This is a genomic window from Elusimicrobiaceae bacterium (assembly GCA_017528825.1).
Lineage (GTDB): Bacteria > Elusimicrobiota > Elusimicrobia > Elusimicrobiales > Elusimicrobiaceae > Avelusimicrobium.
On the sequence record JAFXOI010000031.1, the window covers coordinates 79,440 to 102,101 of the forward strand.

At 45.3% G+C, this 22,662-nt stretch carries 20 protein-coding genes and 1 pseudogene; 18 read left to right on the forward strand and 3 right to left on the reverse strand.

Translation table 11 applies throughout. The annotated features are described in order from the left end of the window. Positions 1-29: 29 nt before the first annotated feature. Together IKN49_05890 and rsmA are read left to right on the forward strand one after the other, a co-directional pair. Positions 30-1,712: a tetratricopeptide repeat protein gene (locus tag IKN49_05890; protein ID MBR3632569.1), complete on the forward strand. Its 1,683-nt coding sequence runs from the start codon at positions 30-32 to the stop codon at positions 1,710-1,712. Then, the gene (gene rsmA, locus IKN49_05895; GenBank protein MBR3632570.1) at positions 1,709-2,470 is read left to right on the forward strand and encodes a ribosomal RNA small subunit methyltransferase A; all 762 of its coding nucleotides are present in this window, start codon (positions 1,709-1,711) and stop codon (positions 2,468-2,470) included. The genes IKN49_05890 and rsmA overlap by 4 nt, the downstream gene beginning before the upstream one ends. Here rsmA and ftcD read toward each other — a convergent pair. Then, positions 2,454-3,428, reverse strand: a complete 975-nt coding sequence (ftcD, locus tag IKN49_05900) for a glutamate formimidoyltransferase (protein ID MBR3632571.1) — start codon at positions 3,426-3,428, stop codon at positions 2,454-2,456. The genes rsmA and ftcD overlap by 17 nt on opposite strands. A 123-nt stretch (positions 3,429-3,551) precedes the next feature. Between ftcD and IKN49_05905 the strand changes: the two genes are divergently transcribed. The 13 genes from IKN49_05905 to IKN49_05965 all read left to right on the forward strand — a co-directional run bounded on the left by IKN49_05905 (position 3,552) and on the right by IKN49_05965 (position 17,296). Beyond that, on the forward strand, positions 3,552-3,755 hold the full coding sequence (locus IKN49_05905; protein MBR3632572.1) for a cold-shock protein: 204 nt from the start codon (positions 3,552-3,554) through the stop codon (positions 3,753-3,755). Between the two features lie 64 nt (positions 3,756-3,819). Next, entirely contained in the window at positions 3,820-5,190 is a 1,371-nt protein-coding gene (locus tag IKN49_05910) for an MATE family efflux transporter (GenBank protein ID MBR3632573.1), read from the forward strand. A gap of 107 nt (positions 5,191-5,297) precedes the next feature. Continuing rightward, complete coding sequence (rpmE, locus tag IKN49_05915) at positions 5,298-5,654, forward strand: 50S ribosomal protein L31 (GenBank protein MBR3632574.1); 357 nt, start codon at positions 5,298-5,300, stop codon at positions 5,652-5,654. Between the two features lie 71 nt (positions 5,655-5,725). Continuing rightward, positions 5,726-6,784 (forward strand): peptide chain release factor 1, encoded by a 1,059-nt coding sequence (gene prfA / locus IKN49_05920; GenBank protein ID MBR3632575.1) that lies wholly within the window; start codon positions 5,726-5,728, stop codon positions 6,782-6,784. Positions 6,785-6,801: 17 nt separating this feature from the next. Continuing rightward, positions 6,802-7,776, forward strand: a complete 975-nt coding sequence (locus IKN49_05925) for a glycosyltransferase family 9 protein (protein ID MBR3632576.1) — start codon at positions 6,802-6,804, stop codon at positions 7,774-7,776. Then, positions 7,773-8,615 carry a peptide chain release factor N(5)-glutamine methyltransferase gene (gene prmC, locus IKN49_05930; protein MBR3632577.1) on the forward strand — a complete coding sequence of 281 codons (843 nt, stop codon included), beginning with the start codon at positions 7,773-7,775 and terminating at the stop codon, positions 8,613-8,615. The genes IKN49_05925 and prmC overlap by 4 nt, the downstream gene beginning before the upstream one ends. 12 nt (positions 8,616-8,627) lie before the next feature. Then, a complete protein-coding gene (gene murA, locus IKN49_05935) occupies positions 8,628-9,899 on the forward strand; it encodes a UDP-N-acetylglucosamine 1-carboxyvinyltransferase (protein ID MBR3632578.1) in 1,272 nt (423 codons plus the stop codon). Next, on the forward strand, positions 9,889-11,157 hold the full coding sequence (locus IKN49_05940) for a bifunctional folylpolyglutamate synthase/dihydrofolate synthase (GenBank protein MBR3632579.1): 1,269 nt from the start codon (positions 9,889-9,891) through the stop codon (positions 11,155-11,157). The genes murA and IKN49_05940 overlap by 11 nt, the downstream gene beginning before the upstream one ends. Before the next feature lie 56 nt (positions 11,158-11,213). Then, entirely contained in the window at positions 11,214-12,812 is a 1,599-nt protein-coding gene (locus IKN49_05945; protein MBR3632580.1) for a hypothetical protein, read from the forward strand. Positions 12,813-12,841: 29 nt separating this feature from the next. Next, on the forward strand, positions 12,842-13,921 hold the full coding sequence (locus tag IKN49_05950; GenBank protein MBR3632581.1) for a D-alanine--D-alanine ligase: 1,080 nt from the start codon (positions 12,842-12,844) through the stop codon (positions 13,919-13,921). Then, positions 13,918-14,349: a hypothetical protein gene (locus tag IKN49_05955; protein MBR3632582.1), complete on the forward strand. Its 432-nt coding sequence runs from the start codon at positions 13,918-13,920 to the stop codon at positions 14,347-14,349. The genes IKN49_05950 and IKN49_05955 overlap by 4 nt, the downstream gene beginning before the upstream one ends. A gap of 129 nt (positions 14,350-14,478) precedes the next feature. Continuing rightward, the gene (locus tag IKN49_05960) at positions 14,479-15,507 is read left to right on the forward strand and encodes a hypothetical protein (GenBank protein ID MBR3632583.1); all 1,029 of its coding nucleotides are present in this window, start codon (positions 14,479-14,481) and stop codon (positions 15,505-15,507) included. 19 nt (positions 15,508-15,526) lie between these two features. Then, positions 15,527-17,296 carry a hypothetical protein gene (locus IKN49_05965; GenBank protein MBR3632584.1) on the forward strand — a complete coding sequence of 590 codons (1,770 nt, stop codon included), beginning with the start codon at positions 15,527-15,529 and terminating at the stop codon, positions 17,294-17,296. A 63-nt stretch (positions 17,297-17,359) separates the two neighbouring features. Here IKN49_05965 and IKN49_05970 read toward each other — a convergent pair whose 3' ends face one another. Next, on the reverse strand, positions 17,360-19,441 hold the full coding sequence (locus IKN49_05970) for a SpoIID/LytB domain-containing protein (GenBank protein ID MBR3632585.1): 2,082 nt from the start codon (positions 19,439-19,441) through the stop codon (positions 17,360-17,362). A gap of 26 nt (positions 19,442-19,467) precedes the next feature. On the opposite strand from IKN49_05970, the gene lipA reads away from it, so the two are divergent. From lipA to IKN49_05985, 3 genes and pseudogenes are all read left to right on the forward strand, one after another. Further along, positions 19,468-20,376, forward strand: coding sequence for a lipoyl synthase (gene lipA, locus IKN49_05975; GenBank protein MBR3632586.1), 909 nt, complete (start codon positions 19,468-19,470; stop codon positions 20,374-20,376). Beyond that, a complete protein-coding gene (locus tag IKN49_05980; GenBank protein MBR3632587.1) occupies positions 20,357-20,695 on the forward strand; it encodes a hypothetical protein in 339 nt (112 codons plus the stop codon). The genes lipA and IKN49_05980 overlap by 20 nt, the downstream gene beginning before the upstream one ends. A gap of 853 nt (positions 20,696-21,548) precedes the next feature. Beyond that, positions 21,549-21,635: pseudogene (locus IKN49_05985) on the forward strand (prepilin-type N-terminal cleavage/methylation domain-containing protein). 609 nt (positions 21,636-22,244) lie between these two features. Here the strand turns inward: IKN49_05985 and IKN49_05990 are convergent. After that, the gene (locus tag IKN49_05990; protein ID MBR3632588.1) at positions 22,245-22,613 is read right to left on the reverse strand and encodes a YtxH domain-containing protein; all 369 of its coding nucleotides are present in this window, start codon (positions 22,611-22,613) and stop codon (positions 22,245-22,247) included. Between the last annotated feature and the right edge of the window lie 49 nt (positions 22,614-22,662).

Genomic DNA, 22,662 nt, shown 5'->3' on the forward strand with positions numbered 1-22,662 from the left:
CTTCCGTCAATTATTGCTACAATATACATATGTCTATTAGGAAAAATACCCTATTTGTCTTGTTTAGCGCTCTGCTGTGGGCCGCCGCCGTGCCCGCGTGGGCATTTTTCCCGTTTGACTTCGGTAAAAAAGAAATCAAAACCGACTATTCCCAAACCGTTTGGGACCGTATTATGTTAGATCAGTCCGTTTCCGATATGCGGCGCGGGATGGGGGAAATGTCTTTGGCCAGTTATCAGGCGGCGGCTAATTCATTTGCCAAAGCAATTATTAAAAACCCAAACGATGCGCTGCCGCATTTCTTGTACGGTGCTTCTTTGTATTGGAGCGGAAAGGTGGATGATGCTATGAGCGAGTACCGCGAGGGCTTGCGCTTAGAGCCGCGCGATGCCATGGGGTATCAGCTGATGGGTATTGCCTGGGGGTGGAAAGGGGATATTGCTCAAGCTCAGGAAAATTTCTTAAAAGCCACCCAATTAAACCCGCTTAAAGCAGACAGCCACATGAATTTGGGTTCTACCTATGCCGCTCAGCATGAGTGGGAAAAGGCATTGGATGAGTATCGCCGCGCCGTGGAACTGATGCCGCGTGAGCCTTTGTATCATTATCAGTTGGGCACTTTGTATGACTTTATGGGCAGAGACAGCCAGGCCGAAGAATCTTATCACAAGGCCTTGAAGTATTTTTCCCGTTATGAAGATGCACAGCTGGCACTGGCGGCTCTGTACGAAAAACAAGACCACACCGAAGAAGCGTTGAAGTATTACAAAAAAGCAGTGAAAACCAAACCCGGAGATTTTGTGGCACGCCTGCGATACGGTTATTTGCTCACGCGTCTGGGGCGACGCGAAGAAGCGCGGGCCGTATTAGAGGAGGCATTTTCTATTGCTCCATTTAAGTCAGACGGGCTGGCTCTTAATGCCGTGTACCGCGCTAGCGGACAGAACGCCGACGATTTCCAAAAACAAATTGATCAGTTTAAGCAGAATTTGCTCAAAGTGCCGGCCGGAAAAGATATTAATGTGCAAGTAAATTTGGATTATCAGCCGTTAGCTACCCCCGCCGCTTCCGGCGATAAAAACAGTAAATTTGCAGAGGCCTATCAAAGTTTGCGTGCCTCCTCCGCTGTGGCAGACGGTGCAACCCCCATGTCTTTCCAGCGCAGTTTTGTATTAAACGCCACCGATGAAAACACCCGCGCCTCGCAAGTGGAAAATTTTACGCAAGAGCTTACCCGCGCGGCCACCATGGGGGGAGATAAATATCAAGTAAGTATGACCTTGCAAGGGCGCACGATGGATTATACGTCCCCGTCTGCTTTGACCCAAAACCGCACGGTGGCCCCCAAAGCGGTGTATGACCCGCGCATTGTGGGAAATGATATGGGACTATGGGTCATGGGCAAAACATGGATACGGTATGTGGAAGATATTGCGGCTGACTTGCAGGAAGAAAAAATGAACGGCGCGGAATATTCCATTTTACAGGGACTGGCGGCCCTGCTTGCCGGACAAGCCGGAGCGGCACGGGATATTTTTGCCGAGGCGGCCTCGCAAAATTCGAAGGATGTTTTGCCCTTATTAGGCCTAGGTACGGCGGCGGTTATTGCGGCAGACGACGAGCAAGCCGCGGCGTATTACCGGCAAGTGCTCTCTTTGCAACCTCATCATAAAGTGGCCACGCGCAATCTGAAAATTTTGGAGAATCAATGAAAAAATACGGGCAACATTTTTTAGTAAATGCGCGTATTATTGACGGTATTATTCAAGCAGTACCGGCAGGGGTGGCAGATGTGCTGGAAATCGGGCCGGGGCGAGGAGCTTTGACCGAGAAACTGCTTGAAAAGAATTTCCCTTGTTTTACGGCGGTGGAAATTGACCCCGAAATGGAAAGCTATCTGCAAGCACATTTTCCGCAACTCGCAGGCCGATTGGTGCGGGCGGATTTTATGCGTTTTGATTTGCAACAATTGCCTGCGCGGCCCACTTGGGTGGTGAGTAATTTGCCCTACATAGATGCGGCGGATATTTTGGACAAAGTGCTATCTTGGGAGCATTTTGCGGGAGCTGTTTTTATGTTTCAGAAGGAACAGGCAGACCGCATTTTGGCACGTGCCGGCCAAACAGGGTACGGCCCCTTATCTATTTTGACTCAAGTGCGCAGTAAGCCTGCTTTACTGCTCAAGGTGGGAAAGGCTTGTTTTAATCCGCCTCCGAAGGTAGAAAGCGCAGTACTGACTTTTGAAAAAACAGATTGGCAAGTACCTCCGCAGCAATATGCACGCTTTGCTCGCTTGATAAAAGCGGCCTTTCAACACCGGCGTAAAACTTTATTTAATTCCTTGTCTTTGTGTGGGTATGATAAAGAGAAAGTGCAAGGTGCTTTGACGCAAAGCCAACTACCCGCCACTGTGCGCGCTCAAGACGTGCCGCTGGAACATTTTTTATCTCTGTTTACTTTTCTAAAGTAACCAGTCCTGCTTTAATTTCGAAAATCTGTTGGAAAGGATCAAACGGTTTGACCTCAGATAAATTCAATTTTTGCGCGGCAACGTTCAAGAGAGTTTGTATCTCTTTTTCTTGCGGAGTATAGTAATGTCCGCTGTCCAGCATGGCTTCCAAGGGCACCAGTCCCACCAGTTCACATCCCGTAGCTTGCAATCCCATTTGAGTTGCGTATCGTTGACAGGTTTGATAAACCAAGTGTAATGGAGTTTGACGAAAATCTACAATGTTGCAGGATACTTGCGCCCGTTTGAAATTTTCCATGTACCATCCGATTGCTTTTACGCCGGGCAACCCACCGTTACTTTCGCGAATGCGGGCGGCTATTTTTTGCGCCGCTTGGACATCACGGGTGTTCAGATTGATATTAAACGCAATTAAAAAATTACGCGCTCCAATGATACAGGCTCCTGTTTTTTGTACATGTGCATTAATTTCTTGCGGGCCGAAATCAGGCGGTAAGGTGCGTAATTTTTTAGGTAAATTTTCGTATTGGCCGCTACGGATAAAAGCTAAATTTTTTCGTTCTTCTTGGCGGGCGGCCGCTTCATATAAATAAACCGGAATTTGTAATTCTTGGCCGACGCGGTGCGCCAATTGCCGGGCCAGTTGGGCCGTTTGTTTGAGCGAAATATCTTTGATGGGAATCAGCGGGCATACATCCACCGCGCCTATGCGCGGATGTGTTCCGTGTTGCATGCGCATGTCCAGTAGTTGTGTGGTTTTGTCAATAAATCCAAACAATGCTTCCAATAAAGCAGCAGGCTCTGCTACCAGCGTGTAAACGGTGCGATTGGCGGAGGGATTACTGTCTATATGTAACAGTTGCACGGCGCGACAGGTGCGCCAATACGCGGCCAGTGTTTGTAGCACGGCTGTATTTTTCCCTTCCGATATGTTTGGCACAGCTTCTATCAGCGGCATATTTGTATTATATACAAATTGAGCCGTAAAAAAATATGCTAAAAATAATAAGTTATGCTATAATAAATATAGATATCTATTAAGTTTAGATATCTGATATCAAAAAAGGAAGTAAAAAGTAAAATGGCAAATGGAAAAGTAAAATGGTTTAACGACCAAAAAGGTTATGGTTTCATCACGCCCGAAGATGGTTCTAAAGATCTCTTTGTGCACTATCAAGAAATTCAGGGCGATGGTTTCAAAACCTTGGCAGAAGGCCAGGAAGTAGAATTCGAAATCGTTGAATCCGAAAAAGGCCCGAAAGCCGTGAAAGTCGTTAAAAAATAAATTTTTATTTTTTAGACTTTTCAAGACCCGCTCCCCAGGGGCGGGTTTTTTAGTGGAGTAGAAAATGTCTGTCAGTAAAAAAGTGCCACCAGCTTCTATAAAAGAATTGTGGCTTTTGTCTTATCCTTTAATTATTACCATGGCTGCCCAAGTAATCATGCAGTTTGTGGACCGCATGTTTTTGTCTTGGTATAGTCACGAGGCTTTGGCCGCGTGCGTTCCGGCCGGCATTTTGGCTTTGACATTTGCCTCTTTATTTATGGGGCTGGCCAGTTACACAGGTGTTTTTATTTCTCAATATCAGGCACGCAAAAAATTTGCTTCCGTAAGCGTTTCTTTGTGGCAAGGTATTTTGTTAGCGGGGTTATCTGCCATTGTGTTGGCGGCATTAACTCCGGTGGGAAATTGGTTAATCCGTGGGTTTAAGCACGGGGCGATGATAACCCCATTAGAAATTACCTATTTTTCGATTTTGAATTTATTTGGCGGATTTGCTGTGGTGAACAATGCACTGGCCAGTTTTTTCAGCGGACGAGGGAAAACAAAAATCTCGATGTGGGTCACTTTAAGTGGAAATCTATTGAATATTTTGTTGGACTATGTACTGATTTTTGGCAAATTTGGCTTTCCGGCTATGGGAGTGGGCGGAGCAGCCTGGGCGACGGTATGGAGCTGTGTATTTATGACGCTGTTGTTTGGAGTATTAATTTTCGCGGGCCGGACGGGCAAAACTTATAAGCTGGGCAAATTGGCCGGATTTTATAAACCGGTTTTTTCCAGACTTTTGCGTTACGGGGTGCCCAACGGCTTTGGTTTTTTAATGGATGTGATGTCTTTTACCTTATTTACGTTTATGATTGGAAATATCGATGTGATTTCTCTGCAGGCCAGTAATATTATTATGTCTTTACAACCGGTGGTATTTATGGTTATTTTAGGATTAGGAATCGGAATTCAAATTTTGGTGAGTAAATATCAAGGATTAAATAAACCGGAATTAAGCATACAGGTTGTGAAAAATGCCTGCAAAATCGGCTATAGTTACGCCGCAACCGTAGGATTGTTATTTTTCTGTTTTTCCTCTTTCTTTGTAGGGCTTTTTATTACGCCGCAATCTTCCAATGCCGCAGAGATTGTGGCCAAAGCATTACCGCTGATGAAACTAATCAGCGCGTTTGTGCTCATGGATGCTACCTATTTGATTTTCGCAGAGGCTTTGCGCGGAGCCGGAGATACGCGCTTTTATATGCTGGTGATGCTGACGTGTGCATGGGGGTTGTTAATCCCCGGGACATGGGTGCTGGTGTACGTGTGGCACAGTAGTGTATTTGCGGTGTGGAGTTGGCTTACTTTCTATGCGGGACTCACGGCAATACTCATGCTGGCACGTTTCCTGCAAGGCAAGTGGAAACATATTCGTATTACCGGCCAATAGAATTAATTGTCTTAATTAAATTATAAAAAATCCTTTTCAGGGGCGTGCTATTTATGCTAAAATAATCAGGAAGGCGTTTTTGCCCCTACTTTTTTAGAGGAAGAAATATGAAAGAAAAAATACATCCGAAATATGATTTTGTTGAAGCGGTCTGCGCGTGCGGCAACAAATTTATGACGCGTTCTACCGTCAAAACCTTAAAATTAGATATTTGCGCAGCCTGCCACCCGTTTTTTACCGGTAAGCAGAAATTGTTAGATACGGAAGGTATGGTAGAGAAATTTAATAAACGCTTTGCTTCTACGTCCGGCAAAACCGTAACTCGCAAGCCGAAAACGGAAGTCAAAGCAAAAGCCAAATTAGCTAACAAGGCTGTCATGAAAAAAGCCGCTGCTGCTAAAAAAGCCCCCAAGGCTGTAGCTCCGGCGAAAAAAGCCCCAAAAGCTGAAAAAGCTGCTAAATAGCAACGAAATTTGAAAAAACAGACTCTCATTTCGGGGGTCTGTTTTTTTATTACAGTCCACGAGGATAATATATGGATACCGCTAAGTATTTAGAAGAATATAACACATTGGAAAAAGAGCTGATGAGCGGCAATTTATCACCTAAAGAACTCATGGAAAAATCCAAACGCCATGCATTCTTAAAACCCATTGTTGAAAAAGAAAATGAAATCAATACGGTACTTTCCAGCATAGAAGGAGACCGCGAAATTATCAAAGACGGGTCCGATAAAGAAATGGCCGCGCTGGCTGCAGAAGAATTGGCCGAACTGGAAGCTAAATTGCCGGTTTTGCAACAAGAATTGCGCGTTCTTGTTATTCCGCCAGACCCTAATGACAGCAAAAGTATTTATTTAGAAATCCGTCCCGGTGCGGGAGGTGAGGAATCGGCTTTGTTTGCCGCGGAATTATTGCGCGTGTATCAACATTTTGCCGATGCCAAGGGTTGGAAAACCGAGCTGCTGGAATATACCCCGACCGGTTTGAAAGGATGTAAATACGTCAGCATGTTTATCAAGGGGGAAGGGGCCTACTCGTGGCTACGTGATGAAGCCGGCACACACCGTGTACAACGCGTGCCCGATACGGAAACCTCCGGCCGCGTGCATACCTCTACCGTAACGGTAGCCATTATGCCGGAAGCGGAAGATATTGATATTGAAATTAAGCCGGAAGATTTGGAACTGGAGACCTGCCGCAGTGGCGGAGCGGGCGGACAGAACGTTAACAAAGTAGAAACCGCGGTGCGTATTATCCACAAACCTACCGGAGTGGTGGTTTCGTGTCGTGAGGAGCGCAGCCAAGGCAAAAACCGCGAGAAAGCGATGGCTATGCTCAAGGCCAAACTCTATCAGATAGAAGAAGAAAAGCGTAATAAAGAAATTTACGACGCGCGCAAAAGCCAAGTGGGCACCGGTGACCGCAGTGAAAAAATACGCACCTATAACTTTCCGCAAAGCCGCGTGACCGATCACCGCGTTGATAAAAACTACCATAATTTGGCTGAAATTATGGAAGGAAATATTACTGAAATTTTGGAAGATTTGCGCAAGTTGCGTGTAGAAGAAAAATTGAAAAATTTACAATTATAGTATTGTACAATGTGTGTATGAAGCAAATCCCCAACGTGCACGAATTAAAAAATATTTTGGTCTGCCGCGGCGAAGGATCCCTCGGGGATGCTATTGTGTCTTCGTGTTGTTACCGGGAAATTAAAAAGGCCAATCCGCACATTAAAATTACGGTAGCGTGTTTTGGCCCGTCCTATCCTTATTTTCAATATAATGCTTACGTAGATGAAGTGATTAAACTGCCGGTGCGCACCTTAATACGTCCCAATCAACGATGGATCTCTTTAATAGGGGCCGCTCTTAAATTACGTCGGAAACATTTTGATTTAGTATTAGATAGTTCGCGTAAAAAGTTTTGGAATTGGCGCCTGTTCAAATGGATTACAGGGGGGGATAAAGTGCTGGATTGTTTTACCAGTCCCGTGCAACCTTTTGGTGCCTTTGCCGAACACGCCAGCCAGCACGAGCAAGCCATCCTAAAATTACTTGGAATTGAGCATCCGGATGCCTCCTATGATTTGCCTGTTCCGCCGCAGACTCAATCTCAGGTAGATAGTTGGCTAACCGGTACTCATATTCAATCGTATATTTTGCTTAATCCGTCCGGTTCCATATCGGCGCGGCGTTTTTCCAAAGAAACTTTACATACCTTGGTAAAATCGTTAACAGAGTTAAACCGCCCTTTTGTAGTGCCGACTGTACCCGCCCAGCGGGCAATGTGGGTGGAAATTTTTGCTGATTTGCCACAAGTGCACGTCAAGCAAACAGCGGATATTTTTGAATTATTCGAGCTGGTACGGCGGGCAGAATTGGTAGTTACGCCCGATACTTCCGTTGTGCATTTGGCGGCAGGATATCATCGCCCTACGCTGGGGGTTTACAATCGTTTCTCCAAATATAATGCCCCTCTCAACCCCAAAGCCGTGATTGTGCGTACCGCTCCCGAAACGGTGAATAAGTTTTCGTTGGAACAATTACAGCAAGCTGTGGAGCAAGTGAAAAAAATGTTATGAGCCATACCCGCGCTGCCTTACTACAAAGAGCTATTTCTCAACTGACACAAGCCGGCACACCGCAACCACAGGCGGAAGCAGAATTTTTATTGGCGGCGGCTCAGCATACCACACGTACACGCGTATTGGCTTTTAGCCAGCAAGAAGTTACTGCTACAGAAGCCGAAACATTTTGGCATTTTATTGAACAGAAGGAAAAGGGGGTTCCGGTTGCTTATATTACGGGAGAAGCTGATTTTGGCGGTTTGTTATTGCGTAGCGACCCGCGTGCCTTAGCCCCCAGACCGGAAACGGAAGAATTGGCTCAGTATTGTGCCGGTTTATTTGAAAAGGGGGCAGACCCCGCCATTTTGGATTTGTGTACGGGCAGTGGTTGCATTGCTTTATATTTAGCGGCTAAATTACCGCAGGCACAAGTAACGGGGGTAGATCTGTCCGCAGAAGCCTTGCAACTGGCATCGGAAAATGCCCGTTTGACTAAGTTGCAAGAAAGAGTAATCTGGTTACAAAGTGATTTGTTTGAACAGGTCAGCGGACGTTTTGATTTAATTGTTTCCAATCCGCCGTATATTGCCAGCGACGAAATTGCGCAATTATCCGCCGAAGTTAAGCAGGAACCGCGGATGGCCTTAGACGGTGGAGAGGATGGATTGGATATGATCCGGCGAATAATCAGTTTAGCGCCCGATTATCTAAATGCACGCGGTACATTAGCTTTGGAAATCGGCGCCGGACAGGCAGATAAGGTATGTGCTTTATTTGACGGTAAACGTTGGGATGGTGGTGTGAAAAAAGATTTTGCAGGTATCGAGCGTTTTGTATTTGCGCGACTTAGATAATAGGAGAAAACTATGGATCGATTTTTAGTAGAAGGCGGAACAAAATTAATGGGAACAGTACAAATTAGCGGATCTAAAAATGCGTGTTTGCCTATTTTGATGGCTTCGTTACTTACCGATGATCCTTTTGTGCTACACCGCGTTCCGAACCTGCGTGATGTGCGCACGACTCTTAAAATTTTAACAGCGCTTGGCAAAAGTGTATCTTATGAAAAAGGCACGGTAACGATTACAGCTAGTGGGCCTTTGAAAAATACCCTCCCTTATGAGTTGGTCAAGCAAATGCGGGCCAGTTTTTGGGTGGCGGGGCCCTTGCTGGCACGATTCAAAGCGGCCGAAATTCCTTTGCCGGGCGGTTGTGCCTTGGGGGCTCGACCGGTAGATATTCACTTGAAAGGATTTGAAAAATTAGGAGCGCACTGTACTACCGAACGCGGAAATGTGGTGCTGTCTGCTAAAGAATTGCATCCGGCACATATTACTTTGCGTTTTCCCAGTGTGGGGGCTACGCAAAATTTGATGATGTGTGCGGCCTTGCTACCTGGCGAAACGATATTAGAAAACGTAGCCAAAGAACCGGAAATTGAAGACTTGGCGAGTGTGTTGCGTAAAATGGGAGCCAGCGTTGACAATGACGGTAAAGGGAGGCTGGTTATTGGCGGACAGGCCGTGTTGCACGGAACAGAACACACGGTTGTGGCAGATCGTATTGAAAGCGGCAGTTACATGCTGGCTGCGGCCGCTACGCGAGGAGACGTGCGAGTAGAAGGATGTGTGCCCGAACACAATGCTATGCTGCTAGATTGTATGCAGGAAGCGGGTATTCCCTTGGAAATTGGACCGAATTTTGTGCATGTCAAACCGTATGATACGCCATTAAAACCGCTGCGTATTAAAACGGCCCCTTATCCAGGGTTTGCTACGGATTTGCAAGCCCCGTGGGTGGCTTTGATGACGTTAGCAGACGGAACTGCTGAAGTAGATGAAGATATTTTTGAAAACCGTTTTATGCACGCACCCGAACTTAATCGTATGGGAGCACAAATTCTAACGGAAAAAAGTATTGCCCGTATTACCGGTGTGAAACAATTGTCCGGGGCAAGGGTGATGTCTTCGGATTTGCGCGGCGGTTTTGCCCTGTTAATAGCGGGATTATGTGCACAAGGCACGACTGAAATTGAACGCGTATATCATATTGACCGTGGCTACGAAAATCCGGAAGGTAAACTAAACGCTTTGGGAGCTCGTGTGAAACGGTACAACCCGGATAAAGATGACTTTTAACACTTTTTTTACAGACTTGTTCAACCGGATCGGGCCCGTTTATGGTGCGGGCCCGACCGCTTTTAAGCGTTTGCTGGAGCGTTTGGGAAATCCGCAAGAGCGTTATTCAATTATTCATGTGGCGGGCACCAACGGCAAAGGAAGTGTCTGCTATGCAACTGCACAAGTATTGCATTCTGCAGGGTACCGGACGGGTTTATTTATTTCTCCTCACTTACATAGCCCTACCGAGCGTATTCAAATCAATGGTCGGTGTATTTCTAAAAAAACTCTTATGAAACTTTGCCAACAAGTATTGGCGGCGGAAGAAGAAAAATTGAATTTTTTTGAAATTTTAACGGCGGTGGCTTTTCTGTATTTTGCCGAGCAGAAAGCCGTTTATGTGGTGTTGGAAACCGGATTAGGCGGGCGAAAAGATCCAACCAATATATGTCGGCCGGTAGTATGTGTGATTACTTCCATTGGACTGGATCATTGTGCTGTACTGGGAAATTCATTGGCACAAATCGCCCGTGAAAAAGCAGGCATTATCAAACGAAAAGTCCCCGTTTTTTGTTCGGTGCTTCCCGTACAAGCTGCGTTAGAAATTAGGCAAGCGGCTCAAAGAAAACAGGCCCCGTTGTCTGTCGTGCGTGTTGGGCAACCTTTTCGCTTGAAAGATATTTGTTGGCAGAAAGGACAGCTACGTTTGCAAAAGCAAAAACAATTTTGGAAATGGAACGTACTGGGAGAAAAGCAAATCCAAAATGCTTGTTTGATTTATCAGGTGAGCCGTTTTTTAGGCATACCGGAATCAGCCATCAAAAAAGGGTTTGCCCAAGTGCAAGTGCCCTGCCGATTTGAAATGATAAAAATTGGGAAAAAGCGCGTGATTTTAGACGGGGCGCATAATCCGCAAGCAGTAGAAAAATTACTTGCTTTTTGGCAAAAAAGTCCCTTTCAACAATCCGCCGCATTGGTGTGCGGGTTTATGAAAGATAAAGATTATCAGCGTATGTTAGCACAACTGGTTCCACATTTTCAAACCGTATACGTAACCGAACTTAATCACCCGCGTGCGGTGGCCGCGGCTCAATTAAAACAATTGTGCCCGGCACGGACGTCCGTGTATGCTTTCTCATCTTCTACGCAAGCAATAAAAGCGGCACTTTCTACGCATACCAATATCTTAGTGACGGGGTCTTTTTACGTGGTGGCAAACTTGCAACGGGCACTGCAGAAACACGTTTCGCACGCGCGCGCCGCGCGTAAGGATTGACAGACGGCTCAGATTGTGATTAAATTTAATATATCCTTTTTTGGGCGGAGCGTATAATGGACAATACTCAGTGGGACGGGCAAAGCGATATTACCCGTTTTTTAGAAAAATTTAATCAACCGGCCGACTCGGCAGATTTTGCATTTCCTACTCCCATGCAAGAAGTGAAAGAACCTTCTTCTGCCGTACAGGAAAAATACAACCAATCTTTTGCAAAATTAGAAGAGAAAATTCAGGAATTGGAAGAGAAATTTGCCGCTTCTACCGCTCAGAATGAAGCAGTGATGCAAGAGTTGGCCCGTACCCGTCAGGTTGTTGAAAATCAACAAAGCAGAGAAGCATTTTTCTCTAACATCGCTTCCACCATTGCCAACTTAAAACAAAGTGTCGAAAATTTATCCCACGTACGTCCGACGACACCTGTGTATAATACGCCAGCTATTACGCGGACGTTTGATGCGCCTGCTACTGAAAATTACGCGGCATCTGCCTATCATCAGTTCGAAAATTATCGGGCCGGCCAGCAAGCTAAATTACAAGCTATGGCAAGTGAAAATGATCAGGCTTTAGCTTCGTTGCAAAATGCGTGGCAACAGGAACGAGATGCCAGTTCGCAGGCGTTGGCGGCCGCACAGGCAGAATCTGTGGAGAAGGCACGTATCATTTCCAGTCTGCAACAAAAAGCCTCTCAATTAAAAGCAGTAAACACGGCCTTGGACCGTGAAATTAAACGGACACAACAAGAGCGAACGGATGCACTACGCAAATCAGCTGATCAGGCAAAAGAAATTTTGCTATTAAGAGATGCTTTGACCGCTGCAGAGGAGCGTTTCCGGTCTTTTGATTTTAAGGGACGTATCATTTCCGTAAAACGTCAATACGAGCAAAAAGTAAGTAAGTTGGAAACACAATTGCATGAGATGTCTACCACCTGTATGAAACAGGTAGAAGAAATCGAATCGCTCAAAACGGAAAATTTGAAATTGCAACAATTAGCGGAAGAAAGAGAACAATTAGCTGCCTTGTACGAGGCGAAAACGCGGGAATTGGAAACGTTGCAAGTACAACTGCGTGCCGAGGCCGCTGAGAAAGAAAAAGCGGATCAAAAACGCTTGGCTGCTTTTACCCAACGTATGCAACGCTTGCAAGAGGAACATGAGACGTTGGCACAGCGTTTAACCAATGCCCAACAAGCCTTAAAATTAGTAAGCGATGAAAAACAAACGCTGGAGCAAAATTTCAAGACCTTATTACAGAAAATAGAGAAGAACGACGAAGTAATTAGCGGTTTGAAAGAGAAAATTGCGGTGTTGACGGAAGAAAACCGCGAATTGAAAAAAGGTCAAGCCTCCGCTGCTACTTCCCCTCGTCCGTCCGCGCCGGTGCGTCAGCCCGTGACGGTGCGTTCCCTGCCGGTACAAAAGGCGGCGACTACTACGGCCGCTTCAAAGCCAACAGTTCCTGCAGTGGAGAACGCTCCCGTAGAAATGCAAAACACATTACATGCCCAAGTGAAAACGGACGCTGATTTGCCGGAGATTAAAGTGGCAGATCCTATTCCTCAACCGGAAGTGGAATTGGAAGACGATTTCTTAGAGAAAACGGATAGTTTTATCGGCCGGATGAAGTGGTCTATTTTCCGGGAAGATAAATAATATATACACTCACATTGGGAATCTTGCGTATGAATCATTCTTTGCAAATAGCGGTGTTGTATGGAGGAAAATCTACCGAGCATGAAGTGTCTGTGCATAGTGCCGGTACGGTGTGCCGTACATTACAAGCAGACCCACGATATCACGTGCTTCACGTTTTTATTGATAAAGACGGTTATTGGTTTTTACAAACCGCTTGTTCCGAGCGTACCCCGCAAGATATAGCCATTACCCCGGTAGTATCTGCTAACGGCAGCTTATATATCCCTTCCCAAAACAAGTGGTTACGTCCGGAAGTGTTTTTTCCGGTATTGCACGGCGCGAATGGAGAAGACGGTACTTTGCAAGGACTTTTGGAATCGTTACAAGTGCCGTATGTAGGATGCGGCGTGTTGGCTTCTGCCATGGGCATGGATAAAGAAATTTCCAAGCAAGTAGCTCAAACTGTCGGTGTGCCGACGCTTCCCTATCAATGCTTAAACAAAGCGTGCGGATATGACCATTTAGCCTTGGAAAAATGGGCTCATGAGACCGGATATCCTATATTTGTCAAACCTGTTCGCTTGGGCTCTTCTATCGGAGTGAGTAAGGTAACGGCTGTTGAACAGTTGCACCAGGCCATTGAGCAGGCGTTTCGTTTTGATACGGATGTGTTGGTGGAAAAAGGATTAGACGCCCCACAGGAAGTGTTTTGCGGTTTGCTGGGGGAGGGAACTCGAGTCCGTTCTTCTGAATGTGGAGAGCTCAAATCATTAGCCAGTGAATTTTTTGATTATCAGGCCAAATACATCACGGTAGGAGGATGTGAAACCCGCGTGCCGGCGGTTTTGCCCGCACAAACAAGAGCGGCCATCCGTCGCGGAAGTGAATTGATTTTTCAGGGCTTGCGCGGAAGCGGACTGGCCAGAGCGGATTTCTTGGTAGATAAACAAGGAAAAGCCTGGTTCTCTGAGATGAATACGATGCCCGGTATGTCCGAAACCAGTTTATACCCGCAATTATTTGCAGCTACCGGTGTAGCCTATGTTGATATATTGACAGAGTTGATAGAACTCGCCTTGCAGGTTTATCAGCGCAAAAATAGTTTGTTTATGGAGCATATAGCATGATAACCGCAGTATGGAAGCGTTTTGTAGCTTTGCCGATATGGCTTAAAATTATTTGGATTCTGTGTGTGTGCGGACTAATTATGAACACGATCGCACTGTCACGGGATATGCATAACGGAGCAGTTCTGTTGCGTTTGCATTTGGGATTTTTTGTGTTGTATGCCGGACAAGTGGTATTTATTTTGCTAGGTGAGAGACTGGTGTGGATGCTATCGCTTTTACAAGCCTTTTTAGCTTTTATTAGTAATTTAGATTTTACTTTTGTACCTATTGTACGGGCGGTGGGCGCATTTGTGTATGCGTTGCACGGCTCTTTTACCGTGCAGGAATTGGAAGTGTACAAATACGTATTTGTGTCGGCTTGTTTTAGTTTGGAAATATTGAAGACGGTGTTTATATTCTTGCTGATTCCCGCTAAGTCTCGCTGAGTATTTCCAATAGTAGCACATTCTGTTTGAAAGTTTCTCGTCCGTATTTGTGGCTTGTTATAAACGGCTTGCACAAAAATCAGATTTTAGTCATAATATAAACAGGAGTTCTATATTAGAAGAGGTTTTATGAAAAAACTAATGTTATTATGCTGTGTAGTAAGTATGTTACTGAGTGCCTGTGTCAAACCGGAGGATGAGTCTTCCTCTAAGTTTAATCGTCAGGCCAATATTGAGAAATATATGAAAAAAGCGAAAACGCTTTCCCAAATGGATCAAGAACGCCAAAAACCGTTAGATATCGTAGCTCCGCTTGATGTTTCTCATTTGACCAAAAACACACAAACAGTAGATCTTGATTTTTTGACAGAGTCCTTTGAGCGGAACCGACAATCTTTGCAAAATCGTTTGCAGGAAAAATACACCCAACGCAACGGTACTCGTTTAGAGCAATTGGCCGACCAATATAGAAATCAAATCCGACAAGCCATCCAAGATGCTTCTTCACCGGCGGAACTGGAGGAAAAAGTAAATCAGGCATTGGCCGATCAGGAAAAATCTGTTAAAGAGTTGATGGACCAAACAGACACCGCAAACCGCTTAAAACCCGATCAACAATCCTTGGACCGCGCGGCTCAACGTCTGCAGCATCGTTGTGAAGATTTCGCTAACCGAATGGAATTGTACTATGGACCTGAAACAGCTGCGGCAGTTCGGCCCGTGTTGGACAAAGCGATAGAAGATTTTGAATATGCTATGGCTAGTGCCGCTAACGAAAAAGAACTCAATGATAAGTTGGCTCAAATTTTATTGTTCACAAGACAGCAAATCCAACAGGTGACAGAAGAAACAGCGGATCCCGCAGGTATCACCTCTGAAGATGAGATTACTGCTCTGCGTTCTGAAATGATTACCACTCATCAACAATTGGAAAACCGTATTGAATATCTGTATGGAAAAGAGGCTGTGCTACAAGCGCGCAAACCTTTTAACCGCTTACTGGAAGACGCGGGAAATACTTTGCGCGAAAATATGCGTTTAAGTCAGAAGAAAAACACATTGGAACGTTTTAACGCACATTACAAAGACAGTCTTCTGGACTTACAAGAGCAGTGGAATAAAGAATTGGCTCAAATGGCCAAATCGGAAGGGGCTTAGTTTTTTAGATAGGAGCCATATGTCAAGGGACCGATTTGTACTTTATACATTATTGGGATTTGTATTAGTAGCCGTTATCGGGATGGCCTTTATTGTTTCTTTGCAAAAACACCAAGCTGCGGTGCCACAAAGCGTATCCTCACGGCCAGAAAACACACGCTCCGCTCCCGCAAAGCCGGATTATGATTTTACTACGCTGTTACCTGAGGACACCGCCTCTGCTATAGCGGCAAGACCGCAACAAAAAAAAGATACTGCACCCTTGACACAACCTGTGGCTCAATATACTCAGCCCACCGGCAGGCCCGTTACCTTGCGCGTGGAACCAATACGTGTTGAGAAGATACCTGTAAGGACGTCTGCTCAGTTACCTACTTTGGGTTCTTCCAATACGTCCGTTACTGCGTCAAATAGCTCAAAAAATTTATTGGCATCCAATACTCGGCCGACACGTTCTTATTCCGCTACCGGGCCGGAGAAAGCAACGATTCCCACTTCGTACTCCGGAAGTAAGTCTGCCAAAGATTCCTCAAAACCCAGCTCAGGGGAAGAAATTTTAGATGCTTATACTCCGTATCAAACCATCAGTCAACAAAGGGCTTTGAATCAAAAAATACAAGATATGCGTGATGGCGTGGACCGGGCTTTGCTGGAAGCGATGGCCCCAAAAGGTAAGCGGGAACAAAATTTGGAAAAATATATGCCTTCTAACGGCCAGGATAATGAAACAAACGCTTCTTCGGCTGGGGCAAATGCCGCCGCTACGTCTGAAGTCAGCCAGCAACTAGCCACTCAAGCACAGCAAGTGGTCGGCCAAATGCGCCGCAATTACGGGGATGCGGTGGCTGGACAGGCCAGTGAAATTATGAACGATTTCCAACAAGAAATGGCTTCTCTGTTAAATAGTCCGCTTCCTCAGGAAGAAAAAATGATTAAGGCGCAAGAATTAAACAATAAATACAATGAAAAATTACGTGATTTGAACGAGAGTGCCGGCAAGTCTAAGATGGAAGATCGACTGAAAAATGAAAATACAGAATATTTAAGTAAAATTACGCAGACCTATGGGGGCGAAGTGGCAAGTATTGTAAGTCCGATTTTAGATAAGTATGCTACGTTGCGTTTGGCTAATTGGACTACCCCGCAAAGTGAAGCTGAAGCCATAGCTAATGAAGCCGATTTGCAAGACAAGATGCATAAAGAGTTGGAAGACGTGTTAAATAAACGAGGTTACAAAGGAGATGTTACCTCCATGTTAGAGGGGCCGACTCGTGAGCAGATTTTAAAATCGGGGCCGGATAACACTCCTGTTTTCCGTCAAACGGAGGAAGGGCAGAAGGCTCGAGAAACGTCGTGGAAAAAAGAGGGGCAGGAAATTGTAGATACGTTTTCTCAGTTAGGGGATAAAGCAAAGCAGGATGCGCAGCAGTTGGTAAATGGTTTGCTAGAAGGCCGCAAAAAGTTATATCAACAGGCTCAAGAAGAAGGATGGACTAGAAAAAAATTAGCTCAAAAAGAAATGGAAATGGTAGATAAATTTAATCAACAATCAAAAAATCTATACAATACGACCGTTGCCGGCAATTATAATAAACAGTATGAAAAAAATTTTCAAAATATGCCGGAAGATGTTAAAAGACAAATGCGTCCGATTTGGGAGGAAGGAAATTTGAAATTGGCCGAACTGGATAATACATTAATGAAAGACGAAGACCGGAAAAAACAAAAAGAACAGATATTGCAGGAAATGGAAAAGAGAATGCAGAAAATCTTGCAGAATGCTGAGTAGATCTTCTTAAGCAAATACAAAACCGCCCACGTTGCTGGTGGGCGGTTTTGCTTTAGATGGATGTTATTCTTCGCGCATGTCTTTTAACTCTGTCAGCGGGAAATAGTGTTGTAAAATGGTTTGATAATCTTGTCCGGCTTCTGCACGGCCCGCAGAGCCCGTTTGGCAAAAGCCCACTCCATGTCCCCAGCCGCCTCCATAAAACACAAAGTTTTTAAGTTTGCGGCCTTCATAGTTGGGTACCACAATAAAATAACTGCTGCGTAACATACCCGGAGCTAAGTTGTTGCGGATTACGTTTTCTTTGCTTAAGGTAATGTTGCCTTTGGTGCCTTTGACTAATACTTGAGTAACATAACCGGAACGTCCGCGTTTTTGCGGGATAATGGCAGTAATACGACCAATATCTTTTTTCTGGCGTTGGATGAGCTGTCGCAAATCTGCTTCTTCTATCACACGTGCCCAGCGGTAGGCGGCGGGACTGACGTGTTTATTATAGCGGCTATACGCCTGATGTGGGTGTTGCAGTAAATCTTTGAATTGATAGGGTTGTAACGTGTCAAAATTAAAATCCTGATAGTCCGATACCGGATTGAGGTAAGCGGTGGGATACCAGCCGGCTTCTTGGGCGCTTTGCGTAAATCCGCCGCAGTTGGCAGAAAAGACGCCCTCTATAGGAGTATTTTGATAAAACAACACTTGCCCCATGGTGGATTCTACCGCGGCATTTCCGGTTTCGCTTTCGGCCCCGACTCCTCCGTACACTTGGCAGTTTTGGGTGTCGCACAAATCATAGCCGTAGGCTTTGTGTTTGCCTAAATGTTTCAACGCATACGTGCGGGCTAGCACCGCTTGCGCCCGTAAAGCATTCATAGGAAATCCGGCGGGCATTTCGGAAGACAATACGCCCATTAAATACTCTTCAATGTTAACGATATTAATCGGCAGTAGCGTATTATGTTTTTTGTCATGAATGATTTCCAGTTGGCCGCGGTACTCTTTGTCATCTACGCTGGCCCACGTCATACCGGCCCCACTCATCACTTTTTGAATTAAAATGGTGGCCCCTTGCATAGCATCGGCTGATTTAGGAGTAACGATAATCGCGCCTTGGAACGGATATCGTTTTCCGGTGGGAGAAAATAAAGCGGCTTTTCCATTCGTTAATTCAGCGCGCCATATTTCTTTTCCCTTGCCGATCACCAAAGTCTTACCGGTATTTTTGATAGTTACTGTAAAAGGATGAGAAGGGGAAAAAATCAGCTGAGTGCGCGGAGAAGGACGTCCACCCGCTGTAGTACCCAGTGCCACTCGCACTGTTTGCAAATTCCCTTCCAAAGAAATGACCGGCTTAACAAGCGTGTGTTTTTTTTGTTCTTTACGGCTTTCTAAATCTTTTTCTTTCTTGGTAATTTTAGGGCGTAATCGTTGCAAAGCGGTAATGTATAATTGATTCTTGGGGCTGGCCGCATGCAAAATGCGGTATTGGCGAAAGGCGTCGTTGTAATCTTTGTTTCGTTCTAAGCAAACGGCATAGCGAGCGCGTGCTTCGGCAAATTGATGGTCATAGTCAATAGCTTTTCCATAAGCGTCTGCAGCTTGTGCCCAATTTTTTTCTTTCTCGTAAATTTGCCCCAGTAAATAATTTGACAGAGAAAGATGATTCTCTCCGGTGGCGGCCCGTTGTAAATTATGTTTGGCCAGTTCGGTTTCGCCCATACCCAACTGTGCGCGGGCCACATGAATTAATAAAAATTCGGATTTTTCTCCGCCCCCATCAAGCAAGGAAAAAAATTTTTCTGCGTTTTCATATTGTCCGTCTGCTAAATAAGCCTCTGCCGTAAATTCTGTAATTTCCGGATCATGAGGATACAGCATATAAGCTGTACTGACAATATCCACCGCTTGTTTGGGATTACCTTGTTCCAAGGCAATAAAGGTGGCATTCAAAAAGGAATCTTTATTTTGCGTTTCTTTAGATAAATCAATATAGGCTTGCAAGGCCTGTTGGGGATGGCCTTCAAAATATAATTTAGCCGCAGCAGCCAGCTTTTCTTCGGTGGAGACGGCGTGGCAAAAGGACACCGGATACCCACCTAAAAGCACACTGCCCACCAGTAAAAGAGAAAATAGGAGTTTACGCATAATTTACTATAATTTATTATAGCAATATGACAAACTCCCTGCCCACTTGGCTTAAAGAAATGGTTGGCCGAAATAAAGCCGCTTTACGCACGCAAACTGCACTGCAAGCCCAACAAGGTTTAGATGCACAGGCATTGCATACAGTGTGTGTGGAGGCCAAATGTCCCAATCGGGGGGAATGTCTTAATTGCGGCGATGCCACATTTATGATTTTGGGTGGCTTTTGTACGCGCGGTTGTAAGTTTTGTGCGGTTTCCAAGCAAAAACCCTTGCCGCCGGATCCGCAAGAGCCGAACAAAATTGCCCACACCATTGAACAATGGCACATACGATATGCCGTTTTAACTTCCCCTACCAGAGATGACTTACCCGACGGCGGGGCCGAACACTATGCTAACGTGCTACGTGCCATAGCGGCTACCACGCCCGAGGTAAAAACAGAACCTTTAGTGCCGGATTTTCAAGGTAAAAAAGCCGATTTGAAAACCGTATTGGATGCTCAGCCAACGGTGCTGGCACACAATATAGAAACCGTGCCTGCTTTATACGCCGGCGTGCGCGTGGGAGCAGATTATAAACGTTCCTTAGATTTGCTGTCTTACAGTAAACAGTTGGCCCCGCATATTTTGACGAAGTCTGGTTTGATGTTGGGGCTTGGCGAAACGGAAACACAAGTGAAACAAACCTTGCAGGATTTGCGTAAAGTAGGTGTGGATTTGTTGACGATCGGGCAATATTTAGCCCCTTCCAAACACCATCACCCGGTATTGCGTTATGCCGAACCGGAGGAATATAAAAAATGGGAGGAATATGCGCTGTCTATTGGGTTTTTAGCGGCTGCTTGCGGACCGTTGGTGCGCAGTAGTTATCACGCTGGAGCCTTGTATCAGGCGGCGTGTTTACAAAAAGCGATTTATGAAAAAACAGTACATTAATCTAAGTATATTGGCTGTACTAGCCATGGGGCTAGCCGCTTGTGCAGGCAATCCACCGGATTGGTGGAATCCGTCTGGGATGTACGGTAATGCATCCGGCAAGCAATCGGTGTCTGAGAAAACAGCACACCCGACAGTTGTGCCTCAACAACAAGAAGAAGTTCCGGGAGAAGAAGATATTGCGCCGGCCGTAGATAATTATGAAGAAGAGAAATTAGCACCTTTATCCACTGCCCAAGAAGAACAAACCCCGGCTGTTTCTGATGATAAAGAGGAAGCAGAAGAACTTTCTCTGTCTAAACCTAGCTTGCTCAATTAGTTCCATTACACCTAAAAAAAGACCCCCCGATTATCCATCGGAGGGTCATTTCCTTTCGTTCATTTTTTCCTCTTTACACAGGTCCAGCGATTTATGCCGCTACTCTGTTCTGCACACCGAGCCGAATCAACTTATCAACCCGCCGCCAAAACCGCCGCTCACGCCCCAACTACTTCCTACCACTCTCTGGGCCAGCCCCGCCCGGCACTTGACGGCCTCTGCCGCCTTTACCGACCCGACACTACTTGAACGATGCCCCGCTTCCGCACCCGCGTCCTAACCAACGCCCAAATACAGAACCGACACACCCTTCCACGCCCTTCTTTTCACTTCTCTTTAGCGGCCTAAGTCCCGGCTACGCTACACCCTAGGCTGTACTGCTGTATACTTAGTATAAGCCAGTTATGAAAAATGTCAAGGGGTATTTTGAAAAATTTTTTACCGTCGGAGAAAATCAAAAATTCTTACAAATAGATACACTCAAAGGCATGGTATTGTTGGTTATGTCGGGATGGCCCCCGACCTATATAAGTGCCGTCGTCCCGGGGTTACGCTCGGTGTGACTACAAACAACAAAGCGGCTGAGATGCCCGACAAAAACACTCGGGAATGACAGATATGTGTTGTTTATTTTTTGGCCGTTTTGTCGTCGGTAAAATAAAAAAAGCTTGACATCGTTTTTTTTTTTTGTATCATTTAAAAAAATCACAAAGGAGGCTGTTTGTTGTAAATAAAATGAGGTCATCCTGAAAGGTTGTAGTTCAGGATCTCCACCTTATTTTAAAGAAAGCGGAGGAGATGCTGAGCAAAGACGACTCAGCATGACCTCTCAAATGAACAAAGGAGAAAAAGTATGAAAAAAGGTTTTACCTTGATTGAGTTATTAGTAGTTGTTTTAATTATCGGTGTATTAAGTGCTATTGCCTTGCCGCAATATAAAAAGGCGGTGTTAAATTCCCGCATGACGCAAGCCATTGCCTTATTCGGCACGTATAAACAAGCGATAGATGTGTGGCTTATGGAAAACGGTTGGCCGAGCGCATATACGGGTTTGTCGGGAACGAAAGGTGCTGGGGTTTTGGGCATCAGTACTCCTTTGTTATCACAACAAAACACTTGGTATGATTATAATGAGGATTTAGGAATGAAAACTCAAGCCTGGTGCGACACTACATATTGTGCATTCAGTTTAACTGGATATGGCGAAAAAGGATGGTTAGGCCGATGCGGATTACAATTTCAACTAGAAACAAGAGGTTGGTGCCTGGCAGCGATTACGTATGGTCCTGCTGCTGCCGATAATGCTTTAACGGGTGCTACCAAAGAGCAATGTCCGGAAGTAATGCAACTAGCTTGCCAGTATGCCAAAAGCAATTTCAGTGTATACCCTGCTAGTGGATATCTTAGTCAACAATGTGCTACAGTAGGTGTTACATTGGGCCAGTAATGATAACGTAAATATTTCTGTAAAAGAGATCTCTGGCGTAGTTGGGGTTTTACCCACAAAAAACAACTCTCTTTTTGGAGAGTTGTTTTTTGTCTGCGAAACTTATCTCAATTTCTTAGCGGCTTTTTCTAATCCTTCGGCGGCTTTTTCCAGTCCGTCCGCTGTTTTTTCGCGCAAGACTTCGGCTTTTTCAGCCATTTTTTCTTTCAGTTCGGCGGCGCGTTCTTTGGCCGCGGCACTATGAGCGGCAAATTTTTCTTTTAACTCTTCCTTGTGTTCCATTACTTTCTCTTTGAGCTCTTTAGCGCGCTCGGCAATTTCTTCGCGGCCTTCTTCATAGGTATCTTCGGCCCAGCGTTTGAGTTTGCGGCGGGTGGTTTCACCCTTGGCCGGGGCATACAATACACCGGCGACGGCTCCTACTAAGATGCCTAAAATAAAAGTAGCTATTGAATCACATTTATTGCACATAGGTTCCTCCTGTTCGTATAATAATATATTGTATAACAATTTTTAGTCT

Bases quoted from the DNA above. Each gene is read 5' to 3' on its own strand.
- IKN49_05965 (MBR3632584.1), top strand. From the start codon at position 15,527: ATGTCAAGGGACCGATTTGTACTTTATACATTATTGGGATTTGTATTA.
- rpmE (MBR3632574.1), top strand. From the start codon at position 5,298: ATGAAAGAAAAAATACATCCGAAATATGATTTTGTTGAAGCGGTCTGC.
- IKN49_05925 (MBR3632576.1), top strand. From the start codon at position 6,802: ATGAAGCAAATCCCCAACGTGCACGAATTAAAAAATATTTTGGTCTGC.
- IKN49_05905 (MBR3632572.1), top strand. From the start codon at position 3,552: ATGGCAAATGGAAAAGTAAAATGGTTTAACGACCAAAAAGGTTATGGT.
- IKN49_05990 (MBR3632588.1), bottom strand. From the start codon at position 22,613: ATGTGCAATAAATGTGATTCAATAGCTACTTTTATTTTAGGCATCTTA.
- IKN49_05980 (MBR3632587.1), top strand. From the start codon at position 20,357: ATGAAAAAACAGTACATTAATCTAAGTATATTGGCTGTACTAGCCATG.
- IKN49_05970 (MBR3632585.1), bottom strand. From the start codon at position 19,441: ATGCGTAAACTCCTATTTTCTCTTTTACTGGTGGGCAGTGTGCTTTTA.
- ftcD (MBR3632571.1), bottom strand. From the start codon at position 3,428: ATGCCGCTGATAGAAGCTGTGCCAAACATATCGGAAGGGAAAAATACA.
- IKN49_05955 (MBR3632582.1), top strand. From the start codon at position 13,918: ATGATAACCGCAGTATGGAAGCGTTTTGTAGCTTTGCCGATATGGCTT.
- rsmA (MBR3632570.1), top strand. From the start codon at position 1,709: ATGAAAAAATACGGGCAACATTTTTTAGTAAATGCGCGTATTATTGAC.
- IKN49_05890 (MBR3632569.1), top strand. From the start codon at position 30: ATGTCTATTAGGAAAAATACCCTATTTGTCTTGTTTAGCGCTCTGCTG.
- prmC (MBR3632577.1), top strand. From the start codon at position 7,773: ATGAGCCATACCCGCGCTGCCTTACTACAAAGAGCTATTTCTCAACTG.
- murA (MBR3632578.1), top strand. From the start codon at position 8,628: ATGGATCGATTTTTAGTAGAAGGCGGAACAAAATTAATGGGAACAGTA.
- IKN49_05950 (MBR3632581.1), top strand. From the start codon at position 12,842: ATGAATCATTCTTTGCAAATAGCGGTGTTGTATGGAGGAAAATCTACC.
- IKN49_05945 (MBR3632580.1), top strand. From the start codon at position 11,214: ATGGACAATACTCAGTGGGACGGGCAAAGCGATATTACCCGTTTTTTA.
- lipA (MBR3632586.1), top strand. From the start codon at position 19,468: ATGACAAACTCCCTGCCCACTTGGCTTAAAGAAATGGTTGGCCGAAAT.
- IKN49_05940 (MBR3632579.1), top strand. From the start codon at position 9,889: ATGACTTTTAACACTTTTTTTACAGACTTGTTCAACCGGATCGGGCCC.
- IKN49_05960 (MBR3632583.1), top strand. From the start codon at position 14,479: ATGAAAAAACTAATGTTATTATGCTGTGTAGTAAGTATGTTACTGAGT.
- prfA (MBR3632575.1), top strand. From the start codon at position 5,726: ATGGATACCGCTAAGTATTTAGAAGAATATAACACATTGGAAAAAGAG.
- IKN49_05910 (MBR3632573.1), top strand. From the start codon at position 3,820: ATGTCTGTCAGTAAAAAAGTGCCACCAGCTTCTATAAAAGAATTGTGG.